General features: G+C 69.3%; 16 protein-coding genes. 1 reads left to right on the top strand and 15 read right to left on the bottom strand.

What is annotated here, in order from left to right:
• Positions 1-3: 3 nt before the first annotated feature.
• Positions 4-2,130, bottom strand: coding sequence for a bifunctional serine/threonine protein kinase/MFS transporter (locus ABZW60_RS29375; protein ID WP_355483001.1), 2,127 nt, complete (start codon positions 2,128-2,130; stop codon positions 4-6).
• Between the two features lie 834 nt (positions 2,131-2,964).
• Between ABZW60_RS29375 and ABZW60_RS29370 the strand changes: the two genes are divergently transcribed.
• Positions 2,965-4,275, top strand: coding sequence for a cytochrome b N-terminal domain-containing protein (locus ABZW60_RS29370; RefSeq protein WP_355482232.1), 1,311 nt, complete (start codon positions 2,965-2,967; stop codon positions 4,273-4,275).
• Here ABZW60_RS29370 and ABZW60_RS29365 read toward each other — a convergent pair.
• The 14 genes from ABZW60_RS29365 to nuoF form a co-directional block, all read right to left on the bottom strand.
• A complete protein-coding gene (locus ABZW60_RS29365; RefSeq protein WP_355482230.1) occupies positions 4,262-5,377 on the bottom strand; it encodes an XdhC/CoxI family protein in 1,116 nt (371 codons plus the stop codon). The two genes, ABZW60_RS29370 and ABZW60_RS29365, sit on opposite strands and share 14 nt — an antisense overlap.
• Positions 5,370-5,852: a (2Fe-2S)-binding protein gene (locus tag ABZW60_RS29360; RefSeq protein ID WP_355482229.1), complete on the bottom strand. Its 483-nt coding sequence runs from the start codon at positions 5,850-5,852 to the stop codon at positions 5,370-5,372. Before ABZW60_RS29360 ends, ABZW60_RS29365 begins: the two co-directional genes overlap by 8 nt.
• Positions 5,853-5,860: 8 nt before the next feature.
• Positions 5,861-8,185 carry a molybdopterin cofactor-binding domain-containing protein gene (locus ABZW60_RS29355; RefSeq protein WP_355482227.1) on the bottom strand — a complete coding sequence of 775 codons (2,325 nt, stop codon included), beginning with the start codon at positions 8,183-8,185 and terminating at the stop codon, positions 5,861-5,863.
• Positions 8,186-8,311: 126 nt separating this feature from the next.
• Complete coding sequence (locus ABZW60_RS29350) at positions 8,312-9,517, bottom strand: helix-turn-helix domain-containing protein (protein ID WP_355482225.1); 1,206 nt, start codon at positions 9,515-9,517, stop codon at positions 8,312-8,314.
• 376 nt (positions 9,518-9,893) lie between these two features.
• Positions 9,894-10,835, bottom strand: coding sequence for a polyprenyl synthetase family protein (locus ABZW60_RS29345; protein ID WP_355482999.1), 942 nt, complete (start codon positions 10,833-10,835; stop codon positions 9,894-9,896).
• Positions 10,836-10,912: 77 nt separating this feature from the next.
• The gene (nuoN, locus tag ABZW60_RS29340) at positions 10,913-12,493 is read right to left on the bottom strand and encodes an NADH-quinone oxidoreductase subunit NuoN (protein WP_355482997.1); all 1,581 of its coding nucleotides are present in this window, start codon (positions 12,491-12,493) and stop codon (positions 10,913-10,915) included.
• Positions 12,494-12,498: 5 nt separating this feature from the next.
• Entirely contained in the window at positions 12,499-14,022 is a 1,524-nt protein-coding gene (locus ABZW60_RS29335; protein WP_355482223.1) for an NADH-quinone oxidoreductase subunit M, read from the bottom strand.
• Positions 14,019-15,887, bottom strand: coding sequence for an NADH-quinone oxidoreductase subunit L (nuoL, locus tag ABZW60_RS29330; RefSeq protein ID WP_355482221.1), 1,869 nt, complete (start codon positions 15,885-15,887; stop codon positions 14,019-14,021). The genes ABZW60_RS29335 and nuoL overlap by 4 nt, the downstream gene beginning before the upstream one ends.
• 12 nt (positions 15,888-15,899) lie before the next feature.
• Complete coding sequence (gene nuoK / locus ABZW60_RS29325; protein ID WP_130384807.1) at positions 15,900-16,199, bottom strand: NADH-quinone oxidoreductase subunit NuoK; 300 nt, start codon at positions 16,197-16,199, stop codon at positions 15,900-15,902.
• A complete protein-coding gene (locus ABZW60_RS29320; protein ID WP_355482218.1) occupies positions 16,196-17,035 on the bottom strand; it encodes an NADH-quinone oxidoreductase subunit J in 840 nt (279 codons plus the stop codon). The genes nuoK and ABZW60_RS29320 overlap by 4 nt, the downstream gene beginning before the upstream one ends.
• On the bottom strand, positions 17,032-17,580 hold the full coding sequence (gene nuoI / locus ABZW60_RS29315; RefSeq protein ID WP_355482217.1) for an NADH-quinone oxidoreductase subunit NuoI: 549 nt from the start codon (positions 17,578-17,580) through the stop codon (positions 17,032-17,034). Before nuoI ends, ABZW60_RS29320 begins: the two co-directional genes overlap by 4 nt.
• Positions 17,573-18,901, bottom strand: coding sequence for an NADH-quinone oxidoreductase subunit NuoH (gene nuoH / locus ABZW60_RS29310; RefSeq protein ID WP_355482215.1), 1,329 nt, complete (start codon positions 18,899-18,901; stop codon positions 17,573-17,575). Before nuoH ends, nuoI begins: the two co-directional genes overlap by 8 nt.
• 73 nt (positions 18,902-18,974) lie before the next feature.
• Positions 18,975-21,413, bottom strand: coding sequence for an NADH-quinone oxidoreductase subunit G (locus tag ABZW60_RS29305; protein ID WP_355482213.1), 2,439 nt, complete (start codon positions 21,411-21,413; stop codon positions 18,975-18,977).
• Positions 21,410-22,711 carry an NADH-quinone oxidoreductase subunit NuoF gene (gene nuoF / locus ABZW60_RS29300; protein ID WP_355482211.1) on the bottom strand — a complete coding sequence of 434 codons (1,302 nt, stop codon included), beginning with the start codon at positions 22,709-22,711 and terminating at the stop codon, positions 21,410-21,412. The genes ABZW60_RS29305 and nuoF overlap by 4 nt, the downstream gene beginning before the upstream one ends.
• Positions 22,712-22,713 lie beyond the last annotated feature (2 nt).

Below are 22,713 nucleotides of genomic sequence, written 5' to 3'. Positions count from 1 at the left end.
CGGTCAGCGTTGCGGATGCTGGAGCTGGATCTCCTCGGCCAGCTCCTTGGCCAGTTCCTCGACGGTGGCGGGCTCGGGCCGGTTGCCGGTGTGTTCGAGTTCTGTCTCGAGGACCAGGTTGTCGACCCGGACCAGGACACTGATGCCCTCGGTGTCCTCCGAGCCGATCGAGCTGTCGAACGTCTGCCGGAAGGACCGGTCGCCGAGCCCGAGCCCGACGACCGTCTCACCGTCCTCCTCCGCGGACCTGCGCGACGACTGGATCCGCCGGTCCGCGGCCCGGGAGTCGTCGTACTTCTCGAGCGAGACGTCCAGCCGGTCCCCGTCGAAGTACCGCTCCCAGCTGCAGCTGACGTAGTCCGAGCTGGACGACTTCGTCGCGGGCGGTGCTTCGTCCATGTATCCGGCGATGCGTTGCTGCGACAAGATCGGTGACGCGCAGACGGCGGGTGTCGTGCTGAAGTCGTCCAGGCGGTCGACGTAGTACACGGTGGCCTGGACACCGATCAGGATCGGGAGAACGAGCGCCGCCGCGGACAGACCGAGCGGCACCCATCGTCGGCCGTCGGCGACCGGTGCGGACCGCAGGGCAGGAATCGCCAGCAGTGCGGCAGCGGCCACGATCACGCCCGTACCGGCCAGCAGGATGACGATGTAGTCCCCACCGAACTGCCTCGTCTCCGCCAGCCAGAGATAAGCGGCCGCGACGGCCATACCGAGCACCACGCTGCCGAACCCTGCCGCGCGGTGCATGGTGGTGGTACGAGCGCCCTCCGGTACGAGACGGCGCCGGAGAGCGCGGGACAGCTGGCGCCAGACCGCGTACGAGACCAGGGCCGTCGCACACAGGGCGGTCGCCACGACCGGCATCTCCGGAGCTCCGATGGCACCTGTGGCGGCCAGTGATTCGCCCATCAGCAGGACGCTTCCGACCAGCGCGGCACGGGCGCCGAGCCACCGTTGGAGTGGTTGGGCCAGCCAGGTTCCGATCACGACGCCGAGGGTGACCGCGACAGCCAGGGCGACGGCGATCCAGACCGGCATACCGTCGGTCAAGCTGTAGACGACGAGAGCCAGCAGCGCGCCGATGACCGCGTTGAGCGTCACCAGCTGCGCGTCGAGCGCGCGGAGGACCCGGTAGCTGTCGGCCGGCGGCTCGGATTCGGCGGGCTCGGTCTGGTTGGCCTGCTCGGTCTGGTTGGCCTGCTTGGTCTGCTTGGCCTGCTTGGTGTCAGGCGGCAGGAGCTTGGTTCCGTCGCCGAAGCGCTTCGTGCCGGTCGGGATCTTCTCGGTGCGGCCGTCCTGGCCGGCCATCGGCTGGGTGGGGTTCTCGAAGGTCGGGTAGCCGCCGGCGATGGACAGAAGTTGGGCGCGGGCTGTGGTGGCGTCCAGGCGCTTGGCCGGGTCGCGTTCCATCAGGGCCGCGATGACCGGGGCGAGGGGGCCTGCCAGGCGCGGGAGTTCAGGGGGTCGGGTGAGGACGGCGGCGATCATCGCGGGGAGGTCGTCGAAGTCGTACGCGTGCCGTCCTTCGACGGCGAAGTACAGCGTCGCGCCGAGTGCCCACAGGTCGGCGGGCGCTCCGGGTTCGGCGCCGGACAGCCGCTCCGGCGCGACGTACCCGAGGGTGCCGGTCACGATGCCGGTGCCGGTCAGGGTGCGGGTCGCGCCCGCCACGGAGGCGATGCCGAAGTCGGTCAGCATCCAGCGGTCGTCGGCGCCGAGCATCACGTTCTGCGGCTTGACGTCACGGTGCAGTACGCCGTTCGTGTGCGCCGCGCTCAGCGCCTCGACCAGCCGTACGCCGAGCTCCGCCGCCCGGCGCGGGCTGAGCGGACCGTTCGCACGCACCACATGGTCGAGCGTCCGCCCCGGCAGCAGCCGCATCACGATCCACGGCCGGCCGCCCTCGTCCACCACGTCGTGAATCGTGACGATCGCCGGATGATCCAGCCCCGCAGCAGCCCGCGCCTCACGCAGCGCACGCAACCGCAGCTTGTCCTGCTCCTCCGGGTTCAGCCCGTCAGGAATCCGCAGCTCCTTCACCGCGACCTCACGGTGCAACACCGTGTCGAACGCCTTCCAGACAGTCCCCATCCCACCAACACCGAGCGGCGACTCACTCAGCACATACCGTCCGTTACCCAACGTGCGTCCGGTCACCCGCAGGACCCTATCCGCCCACAGTTCCACCACCACCCACCTGCAAACACCGTCCGCCAACCGTCCACAACCGGCCAGCAGGTCATGCGCAGACTCGCCCGGTGCCGGGGCGGGGTGCTTGGGGCGGGTGCTTGGGGCCGGTGCTTGGGGCCGGTGCTTGGGGCCGGTGCTTGCGGGCGAGTGCTTGCGGGCGAGTGCTTGGGCCAGGTGCTGAGGCGAGCGCTCGGCAGCCGCTGGGGGCAGGCGCTGGGGGCAGGTGCCGGGCCAGGTGCCCGGCCAGGTGCTGAGGCAGGAGCTGGGCACGTGCCGGGCCACGTGCTGAGGCAGGAGCTGGGCACGTGCTACGGCGTCGCAGGGCGGTTCCCGCTCCGGGCTACGCCTTCGTGCCGGGCGTCGCCGAGGTAGTCGCAGGCGAGCGCCAGCGAGCAACACCCGGCGCCAGCCGGAACAGCGAGCGCAGCGAGCACACCCGGCGCCAGCCGGAACAGCGAGCGCAGCGAGCACACCCGGCGCCAGCCGGAACAGCGAGCGCAGCGAGCACACCCGGCGCCAGCCGGAAGCAATGCTCCGGGCGCCAGCCCAGGGGTGGGTGGGAGCGCGCGTAGCCGACGCGTACGAGGAGCGGAGCGACGAGGTAGCGGCTGCGTAGCACGCGGTGGGCTCCTGCCTGGCACGCGGTGGGCTTCTGCCTGGCACGCGGTGGCTGCCTAGTACCGCGGTGGGCGTCTCCGTGATCTGTGGCACGTTGCGTCACAGACTCGGGGGCTGCGGTGTCGTATGTATGACCGAGGGAGGTCGAGCATGCAGAGCCGGATCAGTAATCTGCGAGCGAGAGTTTTTCCCGACCACTGGTCGCTGTTGTTCGGCCAGATCGCCTTCTACAGCTTCGTCGTGATCGCGCTGAGCGGCGTAGTCCTGATGCTGGACTACAAACCGTCCGTCGAACCGGTCGTGTACGACGGGCCGTACGGCCCACTGCGCGGCACCGAGATGTCGCGGGCGCTCGACTCGACACTCGCGATCACCTTCGAGACGCGGGGTGGGCTGCTGGTCCGCCAGGTCCACCACTGGGCCACGCTGATCATGGTCGCGGCGATCACCCTGCACCTGCTGCAACTGTTCTTCACCGCGGCCTTCCGCCGGCCGCGGCGGCTGAACTGGCTGGTCGTCTTCGGCCTGCTCGTCCTCGCACTGGGCGCCGCACTCACCGGGACCTCGCTCCCGGACGACATGGCCTCGGGCACGAGCCTCGCGGTACTCGACGGAGTCCTGCAAGCCACACCGTTCGTCGGCTCCGCCCTGTCGCACCTGATGTTCGGAGGCGAGTTCCCGGGCGACGTGATCTCGCAGTTCTACCCGCTGCACATCGTCGTACTGCCCGCGGCGATCATCGCGCTCTTCCTCGTGCTCGCGCTCCGCAAGCCCGCGCAGAAGCCCGAGCGCACCGCCGGTCGCGTGGACGTGGTGAAGAGCGCCGGCCTGTTCTGCTTCGTGGCCGGTGTCTCGCTCGTCATGGCCGCGACCGCGACCATCAACCCGGTCTGGCTGTACGGCCCTGCCGACCCGGCGGACACTTCGGCCGGCGTCGGCCCCGCGTGGTACCTCGCGTTCCTCGACGGGTCGCTCCGCCTCGCACCGGGCTGGGAGATCGTTGTGTGGGGCAAGACGATCAGCCTGGCCGTGCTCCTGCCGGTCGCGCTCTGCACGTTGTTCCTGATGCTCGTCGCCGTCTACCCGTTCATCGAGGCACGCGTCACGGGCGACCGGAAAGAGCACTACGAGCTCGAGCGGCCGCGCAACAACCCGATCCGCACGGGTATCGGCGTCGCGGGCATCGTGTTCTACGGCGTCCTCTGGGCGGCCGCGGGCGCCGACACGATCGCCGTCCAGTTCCACCTGTCGTTCAACACGCTGCTGCGGCTGTTCCAGGTCCTGCTGATCGTCGGTCCACCGGCCGCGCTGTTCATCACGCGCCGCATCTGCCTCGGTCTGCAGCAGCAGGAGCAGGAGATCGCGACGCACGGCATCGAGACCGGCCGGATCGTCCGGCGTCCTGACGGCGGGTACGTCGAGGACCACCGCCCGTCGGCACGTCAGCTCACGTCGCGATGAGCTCGCCGTGGATCCTGCCGGTGGTCGTGGACAGCGGCCGCGCACTGGCGGCGCTGCGAGAGGCGATGATCTCGGCCGCGATCGAGATCGCCGTCTCCTCCGGCGAGCGGGCGCCGAGATCCAGACCGGTCGGCGACGTCAGCCGGGCGAGTTCGTCCTCGGTCACCCCCGCGGCGCGCAACCGGGACAGCCGGTCGAAGTGGGTACGCCGCGAGCCCATCGCGCCGATGTAGCCGGCGTCCGTCTGCAACGCCACCTGCAGCAGCGGTACGTCGAACTTCGGGTCGTGGGTCAGCACACACAGCGCCGTACGGCGGTCGACCTGGTCGAGGGCCCCGGCGAAGAACCGGTGCGGCCAGTCGACCACGACCTCGTCGGCCTCGGGGAACCGCGCGCGGGTGGCGAAGACGCCGCGCGCGTCGCACACCGTCACGTGGTAGCCGAGGAACTTGCCGACCCGCGCCACGGCCGCCGCGAAGTCGATCGCCCCGAACACGAACATCCGCGGCGGCGGCGTCAGCGCCTGCACGAACACGGCGACGTCGCTCCGCCCGCATTCCCCGTGCACGCCGTACTCGCGGATCGCGGTCGAACCGCTGCCGAGCATCGCCAGCGCGTCCTGGACCACCGCCGCGTCGAGCCCCGCGTCGCCGAGGCCGCCGGCGACGTCGAGGGCTGAAGGGCCGATGACGAGGCGCCGGCCGAGGCGCTCGCCCGCCGTGACCACGGTCGCCACCGCCATCGGCCGGCCCGACTCGATCGCGTCCGCGACCGCGCCGAACTCCGGGTACGACGCCGGGTCGACCGGCTCGACCAGGACGTCGAGCAGGCCGCCGCACGTCAGCCCGATCGCGAACACGTCGTCGTCGGAGATCCCGTACCGCCGGACGACCGGTACGCCGGTCCGGATGACCTCCTCGGCGACCGCGTACACGTCGGCCTCGACACAGCCGCCCGAGACGCTGCCCACCACCGCACCGTCGCTCGACACCGCCATCGACGCGCCCGGTTGCCGCGGCGCCGAACGGAACGTGCCGATCACCGTGGCGAGCGCGAACCTCTCGCCGTACCAGGGGCGGACGTGCGCGACGACGTCACGCACCCATGTCCTCCGCGCCGGCCTTCACGGCCTCGCGAATCCGGGAGTACGTGCCGCACCGGCAGATGTTGCGCAGCTCGTCGAGGTCCGCGTCGGTGATGTCGCGGCCCTCCTTCCGCGCCTGCTTGACCTTGGCGACGGCGGCCATGATCTGCCCGGGCTGGCAGTATCCGCACTGGGCGACGTCGTACTTCAGCCAGGCCTCCTGCATCGGGTGCAGGTCCTTGCCGACCGTCGCCGGCAGGCCTTCGATCGTGGTGACCTCGTCCGTCGCCTCGATGTCCTTGACCTGGACCGAGCACGGGTTGAACGCCTTGCCGTTGATGTGCGAGGTGCACGACTTGCACACCTCCAGCGCGCAGCCGTACTTCGGCCCGGTGACGCCGAGCAGGTCCCGCAGGACCCACAGCAGCCGGACGTTGTCCTCGGCCTCGACGCTGATCTGCTTGCCGTTGAGCTTGAACGTGTGCGTTGGCATGGGATTCCTCAGAACGTGTGGTCGAGGCCGTCGGTCGGCGACTGCGGGGTGGACGGCTGCACCGGCAGCGGCTCGAAGCTCAGCTTGCCGTGGTTGATCGGGAAGTACTTCGGCAGCGTGCCGGTCGCTCGCGCGTACGCACAGGCGACCGCCGCGAACGCCGGGGCCACCGCCAGCTCGCCGGCGCCGCTCGGGCTCTCGCTGGTGTTCGGCATGATCACCACCTCGACGTCCAGCGGCGAGTTCCACTCCCGGGTGTAGAAGTAGTTGTCCCAGCTGCCTTCCAGCGGGATGCCGTTCTTGATGTGCAGGCTCGACGTCAGCGCCAGCGCGATCGCGTCCTGCAGGCCGCCGATCATCTGCGCCTCCAGGCCGCGCGGGTTGATGCAGAACCCCGGATCGACCACGATCACCGCCTTGGTCACCCGCGGCCCGGTGACCGCTTCGCCCTCGACCGGCCGGTTGACCGTCTCCGGCCGGCAGTCGATCTCGACCAGCGTCGCGACCGCGGCCCGGTACTCCGAGTGCACCCCGACCCCCTGCGCCGTACCCTTCGGCATCGCCCTGCCCCAGTTGCCGACCTCGGCCGCCTTGTTCAGCACGGCGAGCAACCGCTGGTCCTTGAGGAAACTCCGCCGGAACCGGACCGGGTCCTGACCCATCTTCGCGGCGAGCTGGTCGACCATCAGCTCCTCGGCGCAGACCACGTTCGGCGAGTAGATGTTGCGCATGCTGCCTGTGTTGAACTTCAGCGGGATCTCGTTGAGCAGCTGGGTGGTGACACCGAAGTTGTACGGCGAGGACTGGGTGAGCGCGAAGATCGTCTCCGCGAACGACAGGTTCCCGCCGACCGGCAGGTCCGCCGCGAAGGCCGTGATCATCTCGCCGAGCCCGTGACCGAAGTCGGTCTGCACGCTCGTATGCCGCTGCTCGTAGCTGAGCACGTTGCCGGCCAGGTAGTTCACCCGGACTCGGGACGTGCACATCGGGTGGGTGCGGCCCTGGCGGAAGTTGTCGGTCCGGGACCAGGACAGCTTCACCGCCTTGCCCATCTTCTGCGAGATCTCCGCCGCCTCGGCCGCCACGTCGTGGAACAGGTGCCGGCCGAACGAGCCGCCGCCCTGGACGACATGCACGGTGACCGCGTCGATCGGCAGGCCGAGCTGTTTGGCGATGTCCTCCTGGGCCACGATCGGGACCTTCAGGCACGACCAGATCTCGGCGCTGTCCGGGTGGACGTCCGCGATCGCGCAGTCCGGTTCGAGCGGGCTGTTGCTGGCGAACGCGAACACGAACTCGGCGTCGATGGTCTGCGCCGGCAGCGGCGGGACAGCCATCGGCAGCTGGGCGGCGCGCAGCTTCGCCAGCACGGTGGCGTCGGACTCGCCGTCCACCGTGCCCGGGCCCCAGGTCGCGTCGACCTTCTGGATCGCGTCGATGCACTGCCCGAAGGTCTCGCCGCGGATCGCGACGCCGTGGGTGATACCAACGACATCGGTGATCCCCGGCATCGCCCGCAGGGCCGCGAGGTTGTTGATCGACCGCAGCGTCCCGTTGATCGTCGGCGGCCTGGCCACCATCGTCGGCTTCGCGCCCGGGACCTGCAGGTCCATCGCGAACTCCTTGCGGCCGGTGACGATGTCCTGGCCGTCGACCCGGTTCCGCGGCCGGCCGAGCACCTTGAACTCGGACGGATCCTTCAGCTCGGCGGCGAATGTGACCGTCTTGAGCGTCGCCGCTGCCTTGGCGAGCGATCCGTACGACGCCGTACGACCGCTCGGGCCGCTGACCACGCCCTTGCGGGTGGTCAGCCGGCCGGCGTCGACGTCCCAGTGCGCGGCGGCCGTCTCCACCAGGCGCTGCCGGGCGAGCGCTGCCGCCGTACGGACCGGGAGATACATGCTGCGCATCGAGTTCGACCCGCCGGTGAGCTGGTTCATCAGGAGCTCGGGCCGCGCGTCGGCGAGGGTGATCTCGACCTTGCTCATCGGGAGATCCAGCTCCTCGGCGACCATCATCGCGAACGCGGTCGTGATGCCCTGGCCGACCTCGCAGCGCGGCACCGCGAAGTGGGCGGTCCCGTCGGTCTTCAGCTGCACGGTGATCAGGCCGGACGTCGGCGCGGCCGCGAGGTTCTGCAGGTCGCCGAGGTCGAAGACGTCCTGCGGCTGCGGCAGCGAGGGAACCGCCGCATCCGCGGACCGCGGGTCGGATTCGTTGGTGGCCCAACTGACTCCGACCGCGAGTGTGGGGGCGGCGATCAGGTACCCGAGGACCTTACGTCTGCCCAGCAGGCCCCGTCCGCCGGCCGGCTTCTCGCTGCGTTCGGTCATCTGGGTCCTCCGTGCTCGAGCAATGCTGGGAACGCAGTCTGGCACCGCCGGTGCGGCGGCGGCATGGCCGCAATGCCCAGGTTTTGCAGGGGTTCACTGTGCACAACGCACAGACACACCCTTCGGTCACGCAGGCGGCGGGAACAGCCGGAACGCCCGCAGCGCGAGTCCGAGCTCCATCTGGAATCCGTCGTCGGTGAGGTTACGGCCAGTGATCTGATGCACCCGGTGCAGGCGGTTGATGACCGTGTTGCGGTGACAGTGCGCGAGATCCGCGGTACGGCGTACGGAGCCTGCCGCCGTCACCCATTTGTCGAGGGTGTCGAGCAGGAGTTCGCGTTCCGCCGCGGGGACCGTCATCAGCGGGACCAGCCAGGTCTGGACCAGTTGCTCGGCCAACTCCGGTGCGCTGAGCAACAACGCCTCCGGGAGACGCTCGGTGAGGGCGGCGACGTCGATCTGGCCGGCCGGCAGTGTCCGCCGGGCCAGCATCGCCTGCCGGTACGCGACGTTCACCTCGGCCAGGCCCGTGACTATGCCGGACAGGCCCGCGGGGGCGTGCACGACGTCGCGCAGGATGCGGAGCACCGTCGCCGGGGACTCCATGCCCAGAGCAAGCAGTCCGACGACGGTCTGCGGGCGGACCTGCCAGGTGGACGCGATCCGCACGCCGGCGAACCGCCGCACGAACGAGCTGGTCGTGCACTCGTCGTCGATCAGGTTGTCGATCGCAACGACGACATAGTTGCCGTTCACCGGTACGTCGAAGACGGTGGCGGCTTCCTGGACGAAGGCGCGGTCCTTGCCGCGGCCGTGCAGCAGGCCCTCCCAGAGCGTCGACCTGCGGCGCTCGTCGGCACGCACGAGCTGCCGCTCGGCGGCGTGGTAGGCGGCGGCGACCTGCGACGACGTACGGTCGACGACCTCCCAGACCTTGCTGGCGACATCCAGCAGAGCCTCGGAATCCACGGCTCCCTGCGCGCGGGCCTCGTCGATCAACGCTTCCCACACCAGCCGCCCACCGAGCCGGAACGACTTCAGCACGTCGTCCAACGGCATCCGCTGCTCCGCGCGCCGCCGCCCGGTAGCGTGCGCCGCGTCGAAGTGGTCCTCGTTGTCGGCGATCATCTGCACGACCCGCGCGACGTTGTCATGACAAGACCGCCACAGATCCTGCTGCGGCACCGCGTCCATCACCCGGTAGGCCGGATTCTGCGCGTAGATCGTCTCCACCAACGCGTCCGCCAACGCCGGCAGATGCACCAACACACTCTCCGCCAGCAACTCAACCGTCAGCCCCACCACCGGCAACGCAACATCCCGCTCACCCATAGTCGGCACAGCATCGCACAGAGTCGCGATGCCGGACAGGGTTCAGAAGGACAGGGAAAGACAGTTGGGTGCCTACCTGGAGGGGCCGGCCCTCGAGTTGGTCGGTTGTCTGTGGTGCATGCCCGGGTCAGGTATCTGTCCCGGCGGTGCTGCGGCGGCATCTCGACAGGAGGTGTCGGGTTGTCGGGCCCGGTTTCCCGCGTACCCGAGCGGGCCGGATCTGGTGAGGAAGGCACACCTCCTGTCCAGATGCAGATCAACACCACCTCGGCTCGGCGCCGGCGTCGGCGAGCGGACGGGTGTGCGGTCGAACGCGGCACCGGACCGGCCCGCCGAACCGAGCCAGGCCCCCAGGTCCCACTCGATCTCTGTCTTCTCAGACCGAGCGGGTGGCTACCAGGTCGCAGAGGGTGTCGAGGGCTTGGCGGCCGGGGCCGTCGGGGAGGGTGCTGAGGAGTTTGCGGGCGTCTGCTGCGCGGCGGCGGACGTCGTCCTCGGCCTGGCGGAAGGCGGGGTGGGAGCGGAGGAGGTCGAGGGTTTCGGCGAGGCGGGTGTCGTCGGAGAGGTCGGAGTCCAGGAGCTCCAGGAGGCGGGCGTCCGTGGGGTCCTCGGGGTCCGCCTGGGCGCGGAAGATCAGCACCGGGAGGGTGGGGACGCCTTCGCGCAGGTCGGTGCCGGGGGTCTTGCCGGACTGGCCGGACTCCGACGCGATGTCGAGCAGGTCGTCGGCGAGCTGGAACGCGACGCCGATCTCCTCGCCGAACGCGCGCAGCGATTCCTGGATCTCGTCGGAGGCACCGGCGTACCGGGCGCCGAAGAGGGCGGACGTCGCGATCAGCGAGCCGGTCTTGTCGGCAACCACCGACAGGTAATGCGTGAGCGGGTCCTGCCCCTCGCCGACGCCGAGGGTCTCGCGGATCTGGCCCTCGACCAGCCGGCCGAAGGTGCGCGCCTGGATCCGGACCGCTTCCGGCCCGAGGTCCGCGACCAGGTCCGACGCCCGGGCGAACAGCCAGTCGCCGGACAGGATCGCCACCGAGTTGTCCCAGCGTGCGTTCGCCGTCGACGAGCCCCGGCGCAGCGCCGCCTCGTCCATCACGTCGTCGTGGTGCAGCGTCGCGACGTGTGTGAGCTCGACGACCACGGCCGCCTTCACCACGTCGTCAGCCGCCACCTCAGCGCCGAACTCAGCTGCCAGCAGCACCAGCAACGGCCGGAACCGCTTGCCGCCGGCCACCATGACGTGCTGGGCGGCCTGGGTGACGAACGGCGCCTCGGACTGGGTCGCGTCGAGCAACGCCTGCTCGACGCGCTCCAGACCGGCACGAACCCGGGACTCGAGGCCTGCGTCGGCGAACTCGAATCCCAGGCTCTCGGCCGGCAGCGGGGTCGGACTCAACGGATGAACTCACCAGCTCGGGCCGCCAGGTCCAGCACCGGTCCGGGGACCAGACCGAGGACGACGGTGGCGGCGAGACCCAGCGCCACGGCGCTCGTGGTCTGCCAGCCCGGCAGCGCCACGTCCGGCGCGTCGGCCGGCAGGTCGGAGAAGAACATCAGCACGATCACGCGGACGTAGAAGAACGCGGCGACCAGGCTGGACAGCACCGCGACCACGACCAGCGGCCACGCGCCACCGGTCCACGCCGCGCTGAAGACCGCCCACTTGCCGGTGAAGCCCGCGGTCAGCGGGATGCCGGCGAAGGACAGCAGGAAGAACGCGAAGATCCCGGCCAGCAGCGGCGACTTCTTGCCCAGGCCCGCCCAGCGGGACAGGTGCGTCGCCTCGCCGCCCGCGTCGCGGACCAGCGTGACGACGGCGAACGCGCCGATCGTCGGGAAGCCGTACGAGACCAGGTAGAACAGCACCGCCTGCGTCGAGGTGATGCCGTTGTGCACACCGCTCCCGGTCTGCGCCAGCCCGACGAACGCGGTCAGCAGGAAGCCCGCGTGCGCGATCGAGGAGTAGGCCAGCATCCGCTTCACGTCGGTCTGCGTGATCGCGACGATCGAGCCGACCACCATGGTGAGGATCGCGACGATCCACATCATCGGCGCCCAGTCCCAGCGGGTCCCGCCGAGCGCGACGTAGAAGACCCGCATCAGCCCGATGAACGCGGCGATCTTGGTGCAGGCCGCCATGAAGCCGGTGACCGGCGTCGGCGCGCCCTGGTACACGTCCGGGGTCCAGGAGTGGAACGGTACGGCGCCGACCTTGAACAGCAGGCCGACACCCAGCAGGCCGGTGCCGGCGAGCAGGATCACGTCGCCGCCGGTCTGCGAGCCGAGCGCGTCCGCGATGCCGCCGAGCGACATCGTGCCGGCGTACCCGTACAGCAGCGCGATGCCGAACAGCAGGAACGCCGACGAGAACGCGCCGAGCAGGAAGTACTTCATCGCGGCTTCCTGCGAGATCAGCCGGCGACGGCGGGCCAGCCCGCACAGCAGGTACAGCGGCAGCGAGAACACCTCGAGCGCGACGAACAGCACCAGCAGGTCGTTCGACGCCGCGAACAGCATCATGCCGCCGACCGCGAACAGCGTCAGCGGGAAGATCTCGGTGTGCTCGATACGCGCCGCGGTGCCCTCACGCTCGGCCTCGGAGCCCGGTACGGCGGCCGCCTGGCCGGCGAACGCGGACAGGCCGCCGTCGATCGAGCGCTCGGCGAACAGCAGCACGCTGATCAGCGTCAGCGCCAGCAGAAGGATCCAGGTGAACAGCGCCGGGCCGTCGACCGAGATCGCGCCCTGCGCGGCGATCAGCTCCTTGTTGTCGTTCATCAGGATGCCGGTCAGGACACCGGAGACGACCACGGCGACCACCGTGATCGCCAGCTGCACCAGGTGCCGCAACGGCCGCGGCAGGAAGGCCTCGACCAGGACGCCGACGCACGCCGCGCCGAACACGACGAGCAGCGGAGCCAGCTCGTTGTACTCGATCTTGGGCGCCGTGAAGTCCGCCAGCGGCAGCAACATCGCGCTCACTTCTGTCCCTCCGTCGCGGGGATCTCAGGTGCGGGGTCCGTGACGCCGACGTGCTGCATGGTCGACTCGACGGCGGGCTTGATGATGTCGACCACCGGCTTCGGGAAGAGCCCCAGGCCGATGATCAGGACCACGAGCGGCGCGATCGCGAGCAGCTCCCGCGGGTTCAGGTCCTTCAGCTTCTCGATCCCGTCGCGGACCGGGCCGGTCATGGTGCGTTGGTACATCAGCAGGATGTACAGCGCGGCCAGCACGATACCGACGACCGCGATCACCGCGATCACCTTGTGCCGGCTGAACGTCCCGGCCAGCACCATGAACTCGGAGATGAACGGCGACAGACCGGGCAGCGCGAGGCTGGACAGGCCGGCGAACAGGAACGTGCCGGCCAGCACCGGGGCGACCTTCTCGACCCCGCCGTAGTCGGCGATCCGCGCGGACCCGCGGCGGGAGATCAGGTACCCGGCGACCAGGAACAGCGCCGCGGTGGAGAGACCGTGGTTGAACATGTAGAGCGTCGACCCGGTCAGGCCCTGCGACGTCAGCGCGAAGATACCCATCACGATGAAGCCGAAGTGCGAGATCGAGGTGTATGCGATCAGCCGCTTGATGTCGGTCTGCCCGATCGCCAGCAGCGCGCCGTACAGCACCGAGATCAGCGCCAGCACCAGCACCACCGGGGTGGCCCACTCGGACGCGTTCGGGAACAGGCCCAGGCAGAACCGGATCATCCCGAAGGTGCCGATCTTGTCCAGGATGCCGACCAGCAGCACCGACGTCCCCGGTGTCGCCTCACCGGCCGCGTCCGGCAGCCAGGTGTGGAACGGCACCATCGGCGCCTTCACCGCGAACGCGAACATGAAGCCGAGGAACAGCCAGCGCTCGGTGTTCTGGCTCATGTCCAGCTTCATCATGTCCGACAGCAGGTACGACGGGTCGCCCTGCCGGGCCGAGACCACGTACAGGCCGACGACCGAGGCCAGCATCAGCAGACCGCCGAGCAGCGAGTAGAGCAGGAACTTCACCGCGGCGTACGAACGCTGCGGGCCGCCGAAGCCGCCGATCAGGAAGTACATCGGGATCAGCGTGGCCTCGAACAGCACGTAGAACAAGAACACGTCGGTGGCGGCGAACACGCCGATCGACAGCGCCTCCAGGCCGAGGATCCAGGCGAAGAAGGACTTCTCCGACCAGCGGCCGTTCTGCGCGTCGTTCCAGGACGCGATCATCACGATCGGCGTCAGCAGCGCGGTCAGCACCACCAGGACGATGCTCACCCCGTCGAGGCCGAGCGCGTAGTGCGCGCCGAAGGCCTTGATCCAGGTGTGTGTCTCGGCGTAGTCCTCGGCGCCGTTGCGCTGGTAGCCGATCGCGACGATCGCGGTCAGCACCAGCGTCACGAGCGAGAACCCGAGCGCGACCTGCTTGGCCGTCAGCGCCTTCGCCTTCGGCACCAGCATCGTCGCGATGGCCCCGACGAACGGCAGGAGCAGTAACAGGGTCAGCCAACCGATGTTCACGACAACCTCACCGCGAGGAGGGCGACGACCACGAATGCGGCGCCGAAGACCATGCTGAGTGCGTACGAACGGACGAAGCCCGTCTGGACCCGGCGGAGCCGGCCGGACAGCCCGCCGAACAGTGCGGCCAGCCCGTTGACCAGGCCGTCGATGCCCCGGTTGTCGAGCCAGACCAGCGTCCGGGTCAGGTACTGGCCCGGGCGCATGAAGACCGCCTCGTTCAGCGCGTCACCGTACAGGTCACGACGCGCGAACTTGGTGAGCGGCGAGCCGGCCGGAGCCTCCCGCGGCACCTCCCGGCGGTACATCAGCACCGAGATCACGATGCCGACGGCCACCACCGCGAGGGTGATGATCGTCATCACCAGGGCGCTCACCGGGCCGTGCTCCTCCTCGTGCCCGACCACCGGCTCGAGCCAGTCGACGATCCAGTGCCCGGCGAAGTACAGCGCGCCGCCGGCCAGCGAGAGCGCGGCCAGGATGATCAGCGGCCAGGTCATCACCTTCGGCGACTCGTGCGGGTGCACGTCCTCGGCCCAGCGCTTCTTGCCGAAGAAGGTCATGATCATCACCCGCGTCATGTAGAACGCGGTGAGCCCGGCGCCGAGCAGCGCGCACAGACCGATCACCGTGTTGTCCGCGAACGCGGCCTCGATGATCTTGTCCTTGCTGAAGAAGCCGGCGAACGGCGGGATGCCGAGGATCGCCAGGTAGCCGAAGCCGAAGGTCACGAAGGTGATCTTCATCGCCGTCCGCAGCGCGCCGTAGTGGCGCATGTTCACGTCGTCGTTCATGCCGTGCATGACGGATCCGGCGCCGAGGAACATGTTCGCCTTGAAGAAGCCGTGCGTGAGCAGGTGGAAGATCGCGAACACGTAGCCGGCCGGGCCGAGACCGGCGGCCAGCATCATGTAGCCGATCTGGCTCATCGTCGAACCGGCGAGTGCCTTCTTGATGTCGTCCTTGGCGCAACCGATGATCGCACCGGCCAGGGCGGTGACCGTACCGACGATGACGACCGCGGTCGAGGCCGCGTCGCTCTGCTCGTAGATGACGCCGGAGCGCACCACCAGGTAGACGCCCGCGGTGACCATGGTCGCCGCGTGGATCAGCGCCGACACCGGGGTCGGGCCCTCCATCGCGTCCAGCAGCCAGGACTGCAGCGGCACCTGCGCGGACTTACCGCAGGCGGCCAGCAGCAGCATCAGGCCGAGCAGCGTGGCCCAGGTCTTCGACAGTTGGTCCGCACCGGCGAACACGGTGGAGAAGGCCGAGGAGCCGAACAGCACCCACATGCTCATCACCGCGAGCGAGAGGCCGATGTCACCGACCCGGTTCACCACGAACGCCTTCTTCGCGGCGACCGCGGCCGAGTTCTTGTGCTGCCAGAACCCGATCAGCAGGTACGACGCCAGACCGACGCCCTCCCAGCCGACGAACACCAGCAGGTAGTCGGCCGCGAGCACCAGCAGCAGCATCGCCGCGATGAACAGGTTCAGGTAGCCGAAGAACCGCCGCCGGCGCGGATCGTGCTCCATGTAGCCGATCGAGTAGATGTGGATCAGTGACCCGACACCGGTGATCAGCAGCACGAACAGGATCGACAGCGGGTCGATCAGCAGGCTGAACTCGACCTTGATCTGGCCGACCGAGAACCACTCGAACAGGTTGACCGTCTCGGACCGCTCCTCGCCGGACAGGCCGAGCATCTGGAAGAACAGCACGACGCCGAAGGCGAAGGAGATCACCGGCGCCAGGGTGCCCAGCAGGTGACCCCACGCGTTGGTGGCCTTGCCACCGAGCAGCAGGATCGCCGCGGACACCGCCGGTACCGCGACCAGCAGCCACGTCAGCTCATGACTCATGGGGTGCTTACCTCAGTACTTGAGCAGGTTGGCGTCGTCGACCGAGGCCGAGCGACGGGTGCGGAAGATGGCCATGATGATCGCCAGCCCGATCACGACCTCGGCCGCGGCCACCACCATCACGAAGAAGGCGGCGATCTGGCCGTCGAGGTTGCCGTGCTGGCGGGCGAAGCTGACGAACGCGAGGTTGGTCGCGTTCAGCATCAGCTCGACGCACATGAAGACGACGATGGCGTTACGGCGTACCAGCACGCCGAGGGCGCCGATACTGAACAGGATCGCCGCGAGCACGATGTACGGCTCGGTGGTCACTTCTTCTCCTCCTCGCCGACGAATCCGGTCGTGTCGGTGCTCTCCGCCTCGGACGGGTACGCCTCGCCCAGGTCGAGCTCGCGCACCTCCTCGACGTCCGCGCGCTCCTCGGCCTCCGGCAACACGGTGCCACGTGCCTGGAGCACGCGCGAAACCGAGGTGGGTGCGATCGACCCGTCCGGCAGCAGGGCCGGGGTGTCGACGGCGTTGTGCCGGGCCAGGACACCCGGCGTCGGCAGCGGGCCGGGGTGGATGCCCTGTTCGGCGTACTTGCGGATCCGCTCCTCGGCGTGGTCGCGCTGCGTCTTCTTCTTGGTCAGCCGCTCGCGGTGGGCCAGCATCATGGCGCCCATCGCCGCGGTGATCAGCAGCGCCGACGTGACCTCGAAGGCGAACACGTACTTGCCGAACAGCAGTTGCGCGAGGCCCTTGACGTTGCCGTCCGGCTGCGCCTCGGCCAGGCCGGTCGGGTTGCCGTAGATCGCGTTGCCGACCGCGGCGACCAGCAGGATGCCGAAGCCGAGGAACGCGATGCCGGCCAGCAGCCGCTGACCGCGGATCGTCTCGACCAGCGAGTCGGACGCGTCGACGCCGACCAGCATCAGCACGAACAGGAACAGCATCAGGATCGCGCCGGTGTAGACGATGATCTGGACCGCGAACAGGAACGGCGCGTCCTGCGCCGCGTACTGCACCGCGAGGCAGATCATCACGGTCGCCAGCAGCAGCGCCGAGTGCACCGCCTTACGGACCAGCACCATGCCGATCGCGGCCAGGATCATGACCGGGGCCAGCATCCAGAACGCGACCTGCGGGCCGGTGACGAGACCGATCACTTCGCGTCACTCCCCTCGCCGTGCGAGGCCGCGCCGGTCAGACCGAGGTAGTAGTCCTTCTCGGTCTTGCCCAGCTGCATCTCGTGCGGCGGCTCCTGCATGCCCGGGAGCAGCGGCGCCAGCAGGTCCTTCTTCTCGTAGATCAGGGACTCGCGGCTGGAGTCGGCCAGCTCGTACTCGTTGGTCATCGTGAGCGCCCGGGTCGGGCAGGCCTCGATGCACAGACCGCAGAGGATGCAGCGCAGGTAGTTGATCTGGTACACCCGGCCGTACCGCTCGCCCGGCGAGAACCGGTCGCCCTCGGTGTTGTCCGCGCCCTCGACGTAGATCGCGTCCGCGGGGCAGGCCCAGGCGCACAGCTCGCAGCCGACGCACTTCTCCAGCCCGTCCGGCCAGCGGTTCAGCTGGTGCCGGCCGTGGAACCGGGGCGCGGTCGGCTTCTTCTCGAACGGGTACTGCTCGGTGAACACCTTGCGGAACATCGTCCGGAAGGTGACCCCGAACCCGGCTACCGGGTCCCAGAGGGACTCTTTGACACTAGCCATTTCTGCCATCCTTGCTAAGACCCGCAGTCTCGCTTCGGCTCGGAGTGTTGACGGCCATCGGGGGTGGCACCGGGAAGCCGCCGGCGAAGGCGTCGAAGTCCTTCGCGCGGTCCTCCTCGGTGACCTGCTCGGGCTTGGGCTTCTGCGGCACGAACATGCTGACCACGGCGAGCACCAGCACGATCGCGGCCGCGACCAGGAGCGTCGTCCGGCTGAAGTCCGTCTCCCGGCCGACCGCGCGAACCGTGGCGACCAGCAGGATCCAGGCCAGCGAGATCGGGATCAGGACCTTCCAGCCGAGCTTCATGAACTGGTCGTAGCGCAGTCGCGGCAGCGTTCCGCGCAGCCAGATGTAGAAGAAGATGAAGGCCATCAGCTTGCCCATGAACCACAGCACCGGCCAGTAGCCGGAGTTCGCGCCGTCCCAGAGCGAGATCGGCCACGGTGCCCGCCAGCCGCCCAGGAACAGCGTGGTGGCCAGCGCGGACACGGTCGCCATGTTGATGTACTCGGCCAGGAAGAACATCGCGTACTTGATCGAGGAGTACTCGGTCAGGAAGCCCGCGACCAGCTCGCCCTCGGCCTCGGGCAGGTCGAACGGCGCCCGGTTCGTCTCGCCGATCATCGAGATCACGTAGATCACGAACGACGGGAAGAGCAGGAACGCGTACCACCCGGGCAGCGAGATGTCGGCCCCGAACAGGTGCACCGTCTGGTGCGACTGCGCCGCCACGATCTCCGAGGTGGACATCGAGCCGGCGAACAGGAACACGGTCACCAGGGCCAGGCCCATGCCGACCTCGTACGAGATCATCTGCGCGCTGGAGCGCAGACCGCCGAGCAGCGAGTACGTCGAGTTCGACGACCAGCCGCCGAGGACGATGCCGTAGATGCCGATCGAGGCGACCGCCATCACGTACAGCACCGAGACCGGCAGGTCGGTCAGCTGCAGCCGGGTGTAGGTGTCGGTGAACGGGATCTTCACCGTCGGCCCGAACGGGATCACCGCGAAGGTGAGGAAGGCCGGGATGGCGACGATGGCCGGCGCCAGGATGAATACCAGCCGGTCGACGCCCTTGGGCATCAGGTCTTCCTTGAGCATCAGCTTCACGCCGTCGGCCAGCGACTGCAGCAGACCCTGCGGGCCGTGCACGTTCGGGCCGATCCGGTGCTGCATCCGTGCGACGACCCGGCGTTCCCACCAGATGTTGAAGAGCGTCAGCACCACCAGGAAGACGAAGATGAACAGCACCTTGATGAGAATGACCCACCAAGGATCGTGTCCGACCCCTGCATCCGGCACCGCGAGCGGGATGGTCATGCGCGTCCTCGCTTCGCTCCGGGCGCGCATGACCAGGTGGTGCTGCGCCTGATGATGAACTCGCTACGCTCGTTCATGAGTTCCCTCCGGCGATCGTCACGATCGAGCCATGGTCTGCGTGCAGCGACCGGCGGACGTGGGAGTCGGCCGAGTTGGTCGGCAGCCAGACCACGTTGTCGGTCATCGGGGTGATGACGACCGGCAGCCGGATCGACCCGGCGTCGGTGCTCACCGCCAGTTCGTCGCCGTCGGCGACACCGATCCGGTGCGCGGTGGTGAGCGAGATCCGGGCCACCGGCTTGCGCGCGGTCGCGGTCAGATGCGGCTCACCGTCGCAGGCCCGGCTGTCGTCGATCAGCATCCGCCAGGTCGCGAGCCGGGTGGAGTCGAACGCGCCGAGGGCCGGACCGGCCTGGTACGTCGGCTCCTGGGCCCGGTCGCCGTCCCAGCGGCCGAGCTCGTCGTACTCCCGCTTCGCGCCGTCGGTGGTGGTGAAGCCGAGCGAGTGGCCCATCTCCTGCGCCAGCGCGGCCAGCGCGCGGACGTCCGGCATCGCGGTCGGCACCTTGAGCGCGACCGGGAACGGCCGCTCGCGGCCCTCCCAGTTCACGAAGGTGCCGGCCTTCTCCACCGGCGGTACGACGGGGAAGACCACGTCGGCGTACTCGGTCACCTGGGAGTTGCGGACCTCGAAGCTGACCACGAACGGCGCCGCCGCCAGCGCGGCCAGAGCCGCGGCCGGGTCGGGCAGGTCGTCGATCTCGACACCCGCGACCACCAGCGCGCCCAGCGAACCGGCGCCCGCGACGATCTCGGTGAGGTCCTTGCCCGGCGTGGCCGGCAGGTTCTCCACACCCCAGGCGGCCTGCAGGTCGACCCGCGCGTGCGGGTCGCCGACCAGGCGGCCACCCGGCAGCAGGCCCGGCAGGCAGCCGGCCTCGAGCGCGGCCCGGTCACCCGCGCGGCGCGGGATCCAGGCCAGCTGCGCGCCCGTGTCGAGCGCCAGCCGGAGCGCGGTCGAGTAGCCGCCCGGCACCGCGGCCAGCCGCTCGCCGACGACGATGATCGAGTCCGCGCCGAGGGCGGCCCGAGCCGCGGCCCCGGCCTCACCGGCGTTGCCGAGATCCGCCAGTACGGCGGCCTCGGTGCCCGGCGACGCGTGGACGACGACACCGTCGAGCTTCTCCACACCCCGCGACGCGTACGCCGCGATCGTGAACACCTTGGTGCCGTGCGACTTCACGCCCTTGCGGACCCGGAGGAACACCGACGGTGCCTCCTCCTCGGGCTCGAACCCGGCGAACAGCACCGAGCCGGCCTTCTCGAGATCCGCGAACGTCGTCCCGAGACCGGTACCGGCCACCGCGGCGGCGAGGAAGTCCGCCTCCTCCGCGGAGTGCGGGCGGGCCCGGAAGTCGATGTCGTTGCTGTCCAGCGCGACCCGTGCGAACTTCGAGTACGCGTAGGCGTCCTCGAGCGGCAGCCGGCCACCGGTCAGCACCGCGGCGTTGCCCCGGGCAGCGTTCAGCTTCTCCGCCGCGAACGTCAGGGCCTCCGGCCAGGACGCCGGCCGCAGCTGGCCGTCCTCACGGATCATCGGGTGGGTCAACCGGTCGCCGGTGGTCGCGTACTGGAACGCGAACCGGTCCTTGTCGGAGATCCACTCCTCGTTGACCTGCGGGTCGTCACCGGCCAGCCGGCGCATCACCTTGCCGCGCCGGTAGTCGATCCGGATCGCCGCACCCGACGAGTCGTGCTCGGCCACCGACGGCACCGACACCAGGTCGAACGGCCGCGAGCGGAAGCGGTACGCCGCACTCGTCAGCGCACCGACCGGGCAGATCTGGATCGTGTTGCCGGAGAAGTAGCTCTCGAAGGGCTCCTTCTCGTAGATGCCGACCTGCTGCAGCGCGCCGCGCTCGATCAGCGCGATGAACGGGTCACCGGCGATCTGCTCGGAGAACCGCGTGCAGCGCGCGCAGAGGATGCAGCGCTCGCGGTCCAGCAGCACCTCGGCCGAGATGTTGATCGGCTTCGGGTAGGTCCGCTTGATCCCGTGCGACTCGTGGAACCGGGACTCGCCCGCACCGTTGCTCATCGCCTGGTTCTGCAGCGGGCACTCGCCGCCCTTGTCGCAGACCGGGCAGTCGAGCGGGTGGTTGATCAGCAGGAACTCCATGTTCCCGTGCTGGGCCTTGTCGGCCACCGGCGAGCTCACCTGGGTGCGGATCACCATGCCGTCGGCGACCGTCAGCGTGCAGGAGGCCTGCGGCTTCGGCATCCCGCGGCCGTTGCCCGCGTCCACCACCTCGACCAGGCACTGCCGGCAGGCGCCGACCGGGTCGAGCAGCGGGTGGTCGCAGAACCGCGGGATCTGGATCCCGATCTGCTCGGCGGCCCGGATCGCCAGGCTGTTCTTGGGAACCTTGACCTCGATGTCGTCGATGGTCACGGTCACCAGGTCGGTGCGCTCCACCTCGGACCCGGCCGGCGGGTTCGCTTGGATCGTCATGCGCTAGCTCCAGCAGTCGCGAAGACAGTGCTTGCCATCGGGTCGAACGGACAGCCGCCGTGCTCGAAGTGCGCCAGGTACTCGTCCTTGAAGTGCGCGATCGAGCTGGTGATCGGCGCCGTGGCACCGTCACCGAGGGCGCAGAACGACCGGCCGAGGATGTTCTCGGACAGGTCGAGCAGGACGTCCAGGTCCTCCTCCGACCCCTGGCCCTTCTCCAGCCGCTCGAGGATCTGCACCAGCCACCAGGTGCCCTCGCGGCACGGCGTGCACTTGCCGCAGGACTCGTGCTTGTAGAACTCGGTCCAGCGCAGGACGGCGCGCACCACGCACACCGAGTCGTCGAAGATCTGCAGCGCCTTGGTGCCGAGCATGGAGCCGACCGAGCCGACGCCCTCGTAGTCCAGCGGGACGTCGAGGTGCTCCGACGTCAGCAGCGGCGTCGACGACCCGCCCGGCGTCCAGAACTTCAGCTGGTGGCCCTCGCGGACCCCGCCGGCCAGGTCGAGCAGTTCGCGCAGCGTGATGCCCAGCGGAGCCTCGTACTGCCCCGGGCGGGTGACGTGCCCGGACAGCGAGTACAGCGTCATGCCCTTGGACTTCTCGGTGCCCATCGAGGAGAACCAGTCCGCGCCGTTCTTCAGGATGACGGGAACGGATGCGATCGACTCGACGTTGTTGATGACAGTGGGGCAGCCGTACAAGCCCGCGACCGCGGGGAACGGAGGACGCAGACGAGGTTGACCGCGACGTCCTTCGAGCGAGTCCAGCAGGGCCGTCTCCTCGCCGCAGATGTAGGCGCCGGCGCCGGCGTGCACGACCACGTCGAGGTCGTAGCCGCTGCCGAGGATGTTCTGCCCGATGTAGCCGGCGTCCTTGGCCTCCTGGACCGCCTGCTGCAGCCGGCGGATCACGTGCAGCACCTCACCGCGGACGTAGATGAACGCCACCGACGCGCGGATCGCGTAGGACGCGATGATGACGCCCTCGACCAGCGTGTGCGGCGAGGCCATCATCAGCGGGATGTCCTTGCAGGTGCCCGGCTCGGACTCGTCGGCGTTCACCACCAGGTACTTCGGCTTCGGGTTGTCCTGCGGGATGAACGACCACTTCATCCCGGTCGGGAAGCCCGCGCCGCCGCGGCCGCGCAGACCGGAGTCCTTGACTGCGGCAACGACATCGGCCGGTTCCATCCGCAACGCGTTGCGCAGCGCGTCGTACCCGCCGGTTCGCTGGTACGACGCGAGCTGCCAGGCGTTGATCTGGTCCCAGTTGTCGGACAGTACGGGGGTCAGCATCG

Origin of the sequence: Kribbella sp. NPDC003557, assembly GCF_040610805.1 — a bacterium.
GTDB lineage: Bacteria > Actinomycetota > Actinomycetes > Propionibacteriales > Kribbellaceae > Kribbella.
The sequence above is the reverse complement of the archived record's forward strand: the minus strand, read 5'-3'. Positions and strand labels throughout refer to the sequence as shown.

Bases quoted from the DNA above. Each gene is read 5' to 3' on its own strand.
- nuoI (WP_355482217.1), bottom strand. From the start codon at position 17,580: ATGGCTAGTGTCAAAGAGTCCCTCTGGGACCCGGTAGCCGGGTTCGGG.
- ABZW60_RS29305 (WP_355482213.1), bottom strand. From the start codon at position 21,413: ATGACGATCCAAGCGAACCCGCCGGCCGGGTCCGAGGTGGAGCGCACC.
- nuoF (WP_355482211.1), bottom strand. From the start codon at position 22,711: ATGCTGACCCCCGTACTGTCCGACAACTGGGACCAGATCAACGCCTGG.
- nuoH (WP_355482215.1), bottom strand. From the start codon at position 18,901: ATGACCATCCCGCTCGCGGTGCCGGATGCAGGGGTCGGACACGATCCT.
- ABZW60_RS29370 (WP_355482232.1), top strand. From the start codon at position 2,965: ATGCAGAGCCGGATCAGTAATCTGCGAGCGAGAGTTTTTCCCGACCAC.
- ABZW60_RS29350 (WP_355482225.1), bottom strand. From the start codon at position 9,517: ATGGGTGAGCGGGATGTTGCGTTGCCGGTGGTGGGGCTGACGGTTGAG.
- ABZW60_RS29355 (WP_355482227.1), bottom strand. From the start codon at position 8,185: ATGACCGAACGCAGCGAGAAGCCGGCCGGCGGACGGGGCCTGCTGGGC.
- ABZW60_RS29360 (WP_355482229.1), bottom strand. From the start codon at position 5,852: ATGCCAACGCACACGTTCAAGCTCAACGGCAAGCAGATCAGCGTCGAG.
- nuoL (WP_355482221.1), bottom strand. From the start codon at position 15,887: ATGAGTCATGAGCTGACGTGGCTGCTGGTCGCGGTACCGGCGGTGTCC.
- nuoN (WP_355482997.1), bottom strand. From the start codon at position 12,493: ATGTTGCTGCCGCTGGCGGACTTCACGGCGCCCAAGATCGAGTACAAC.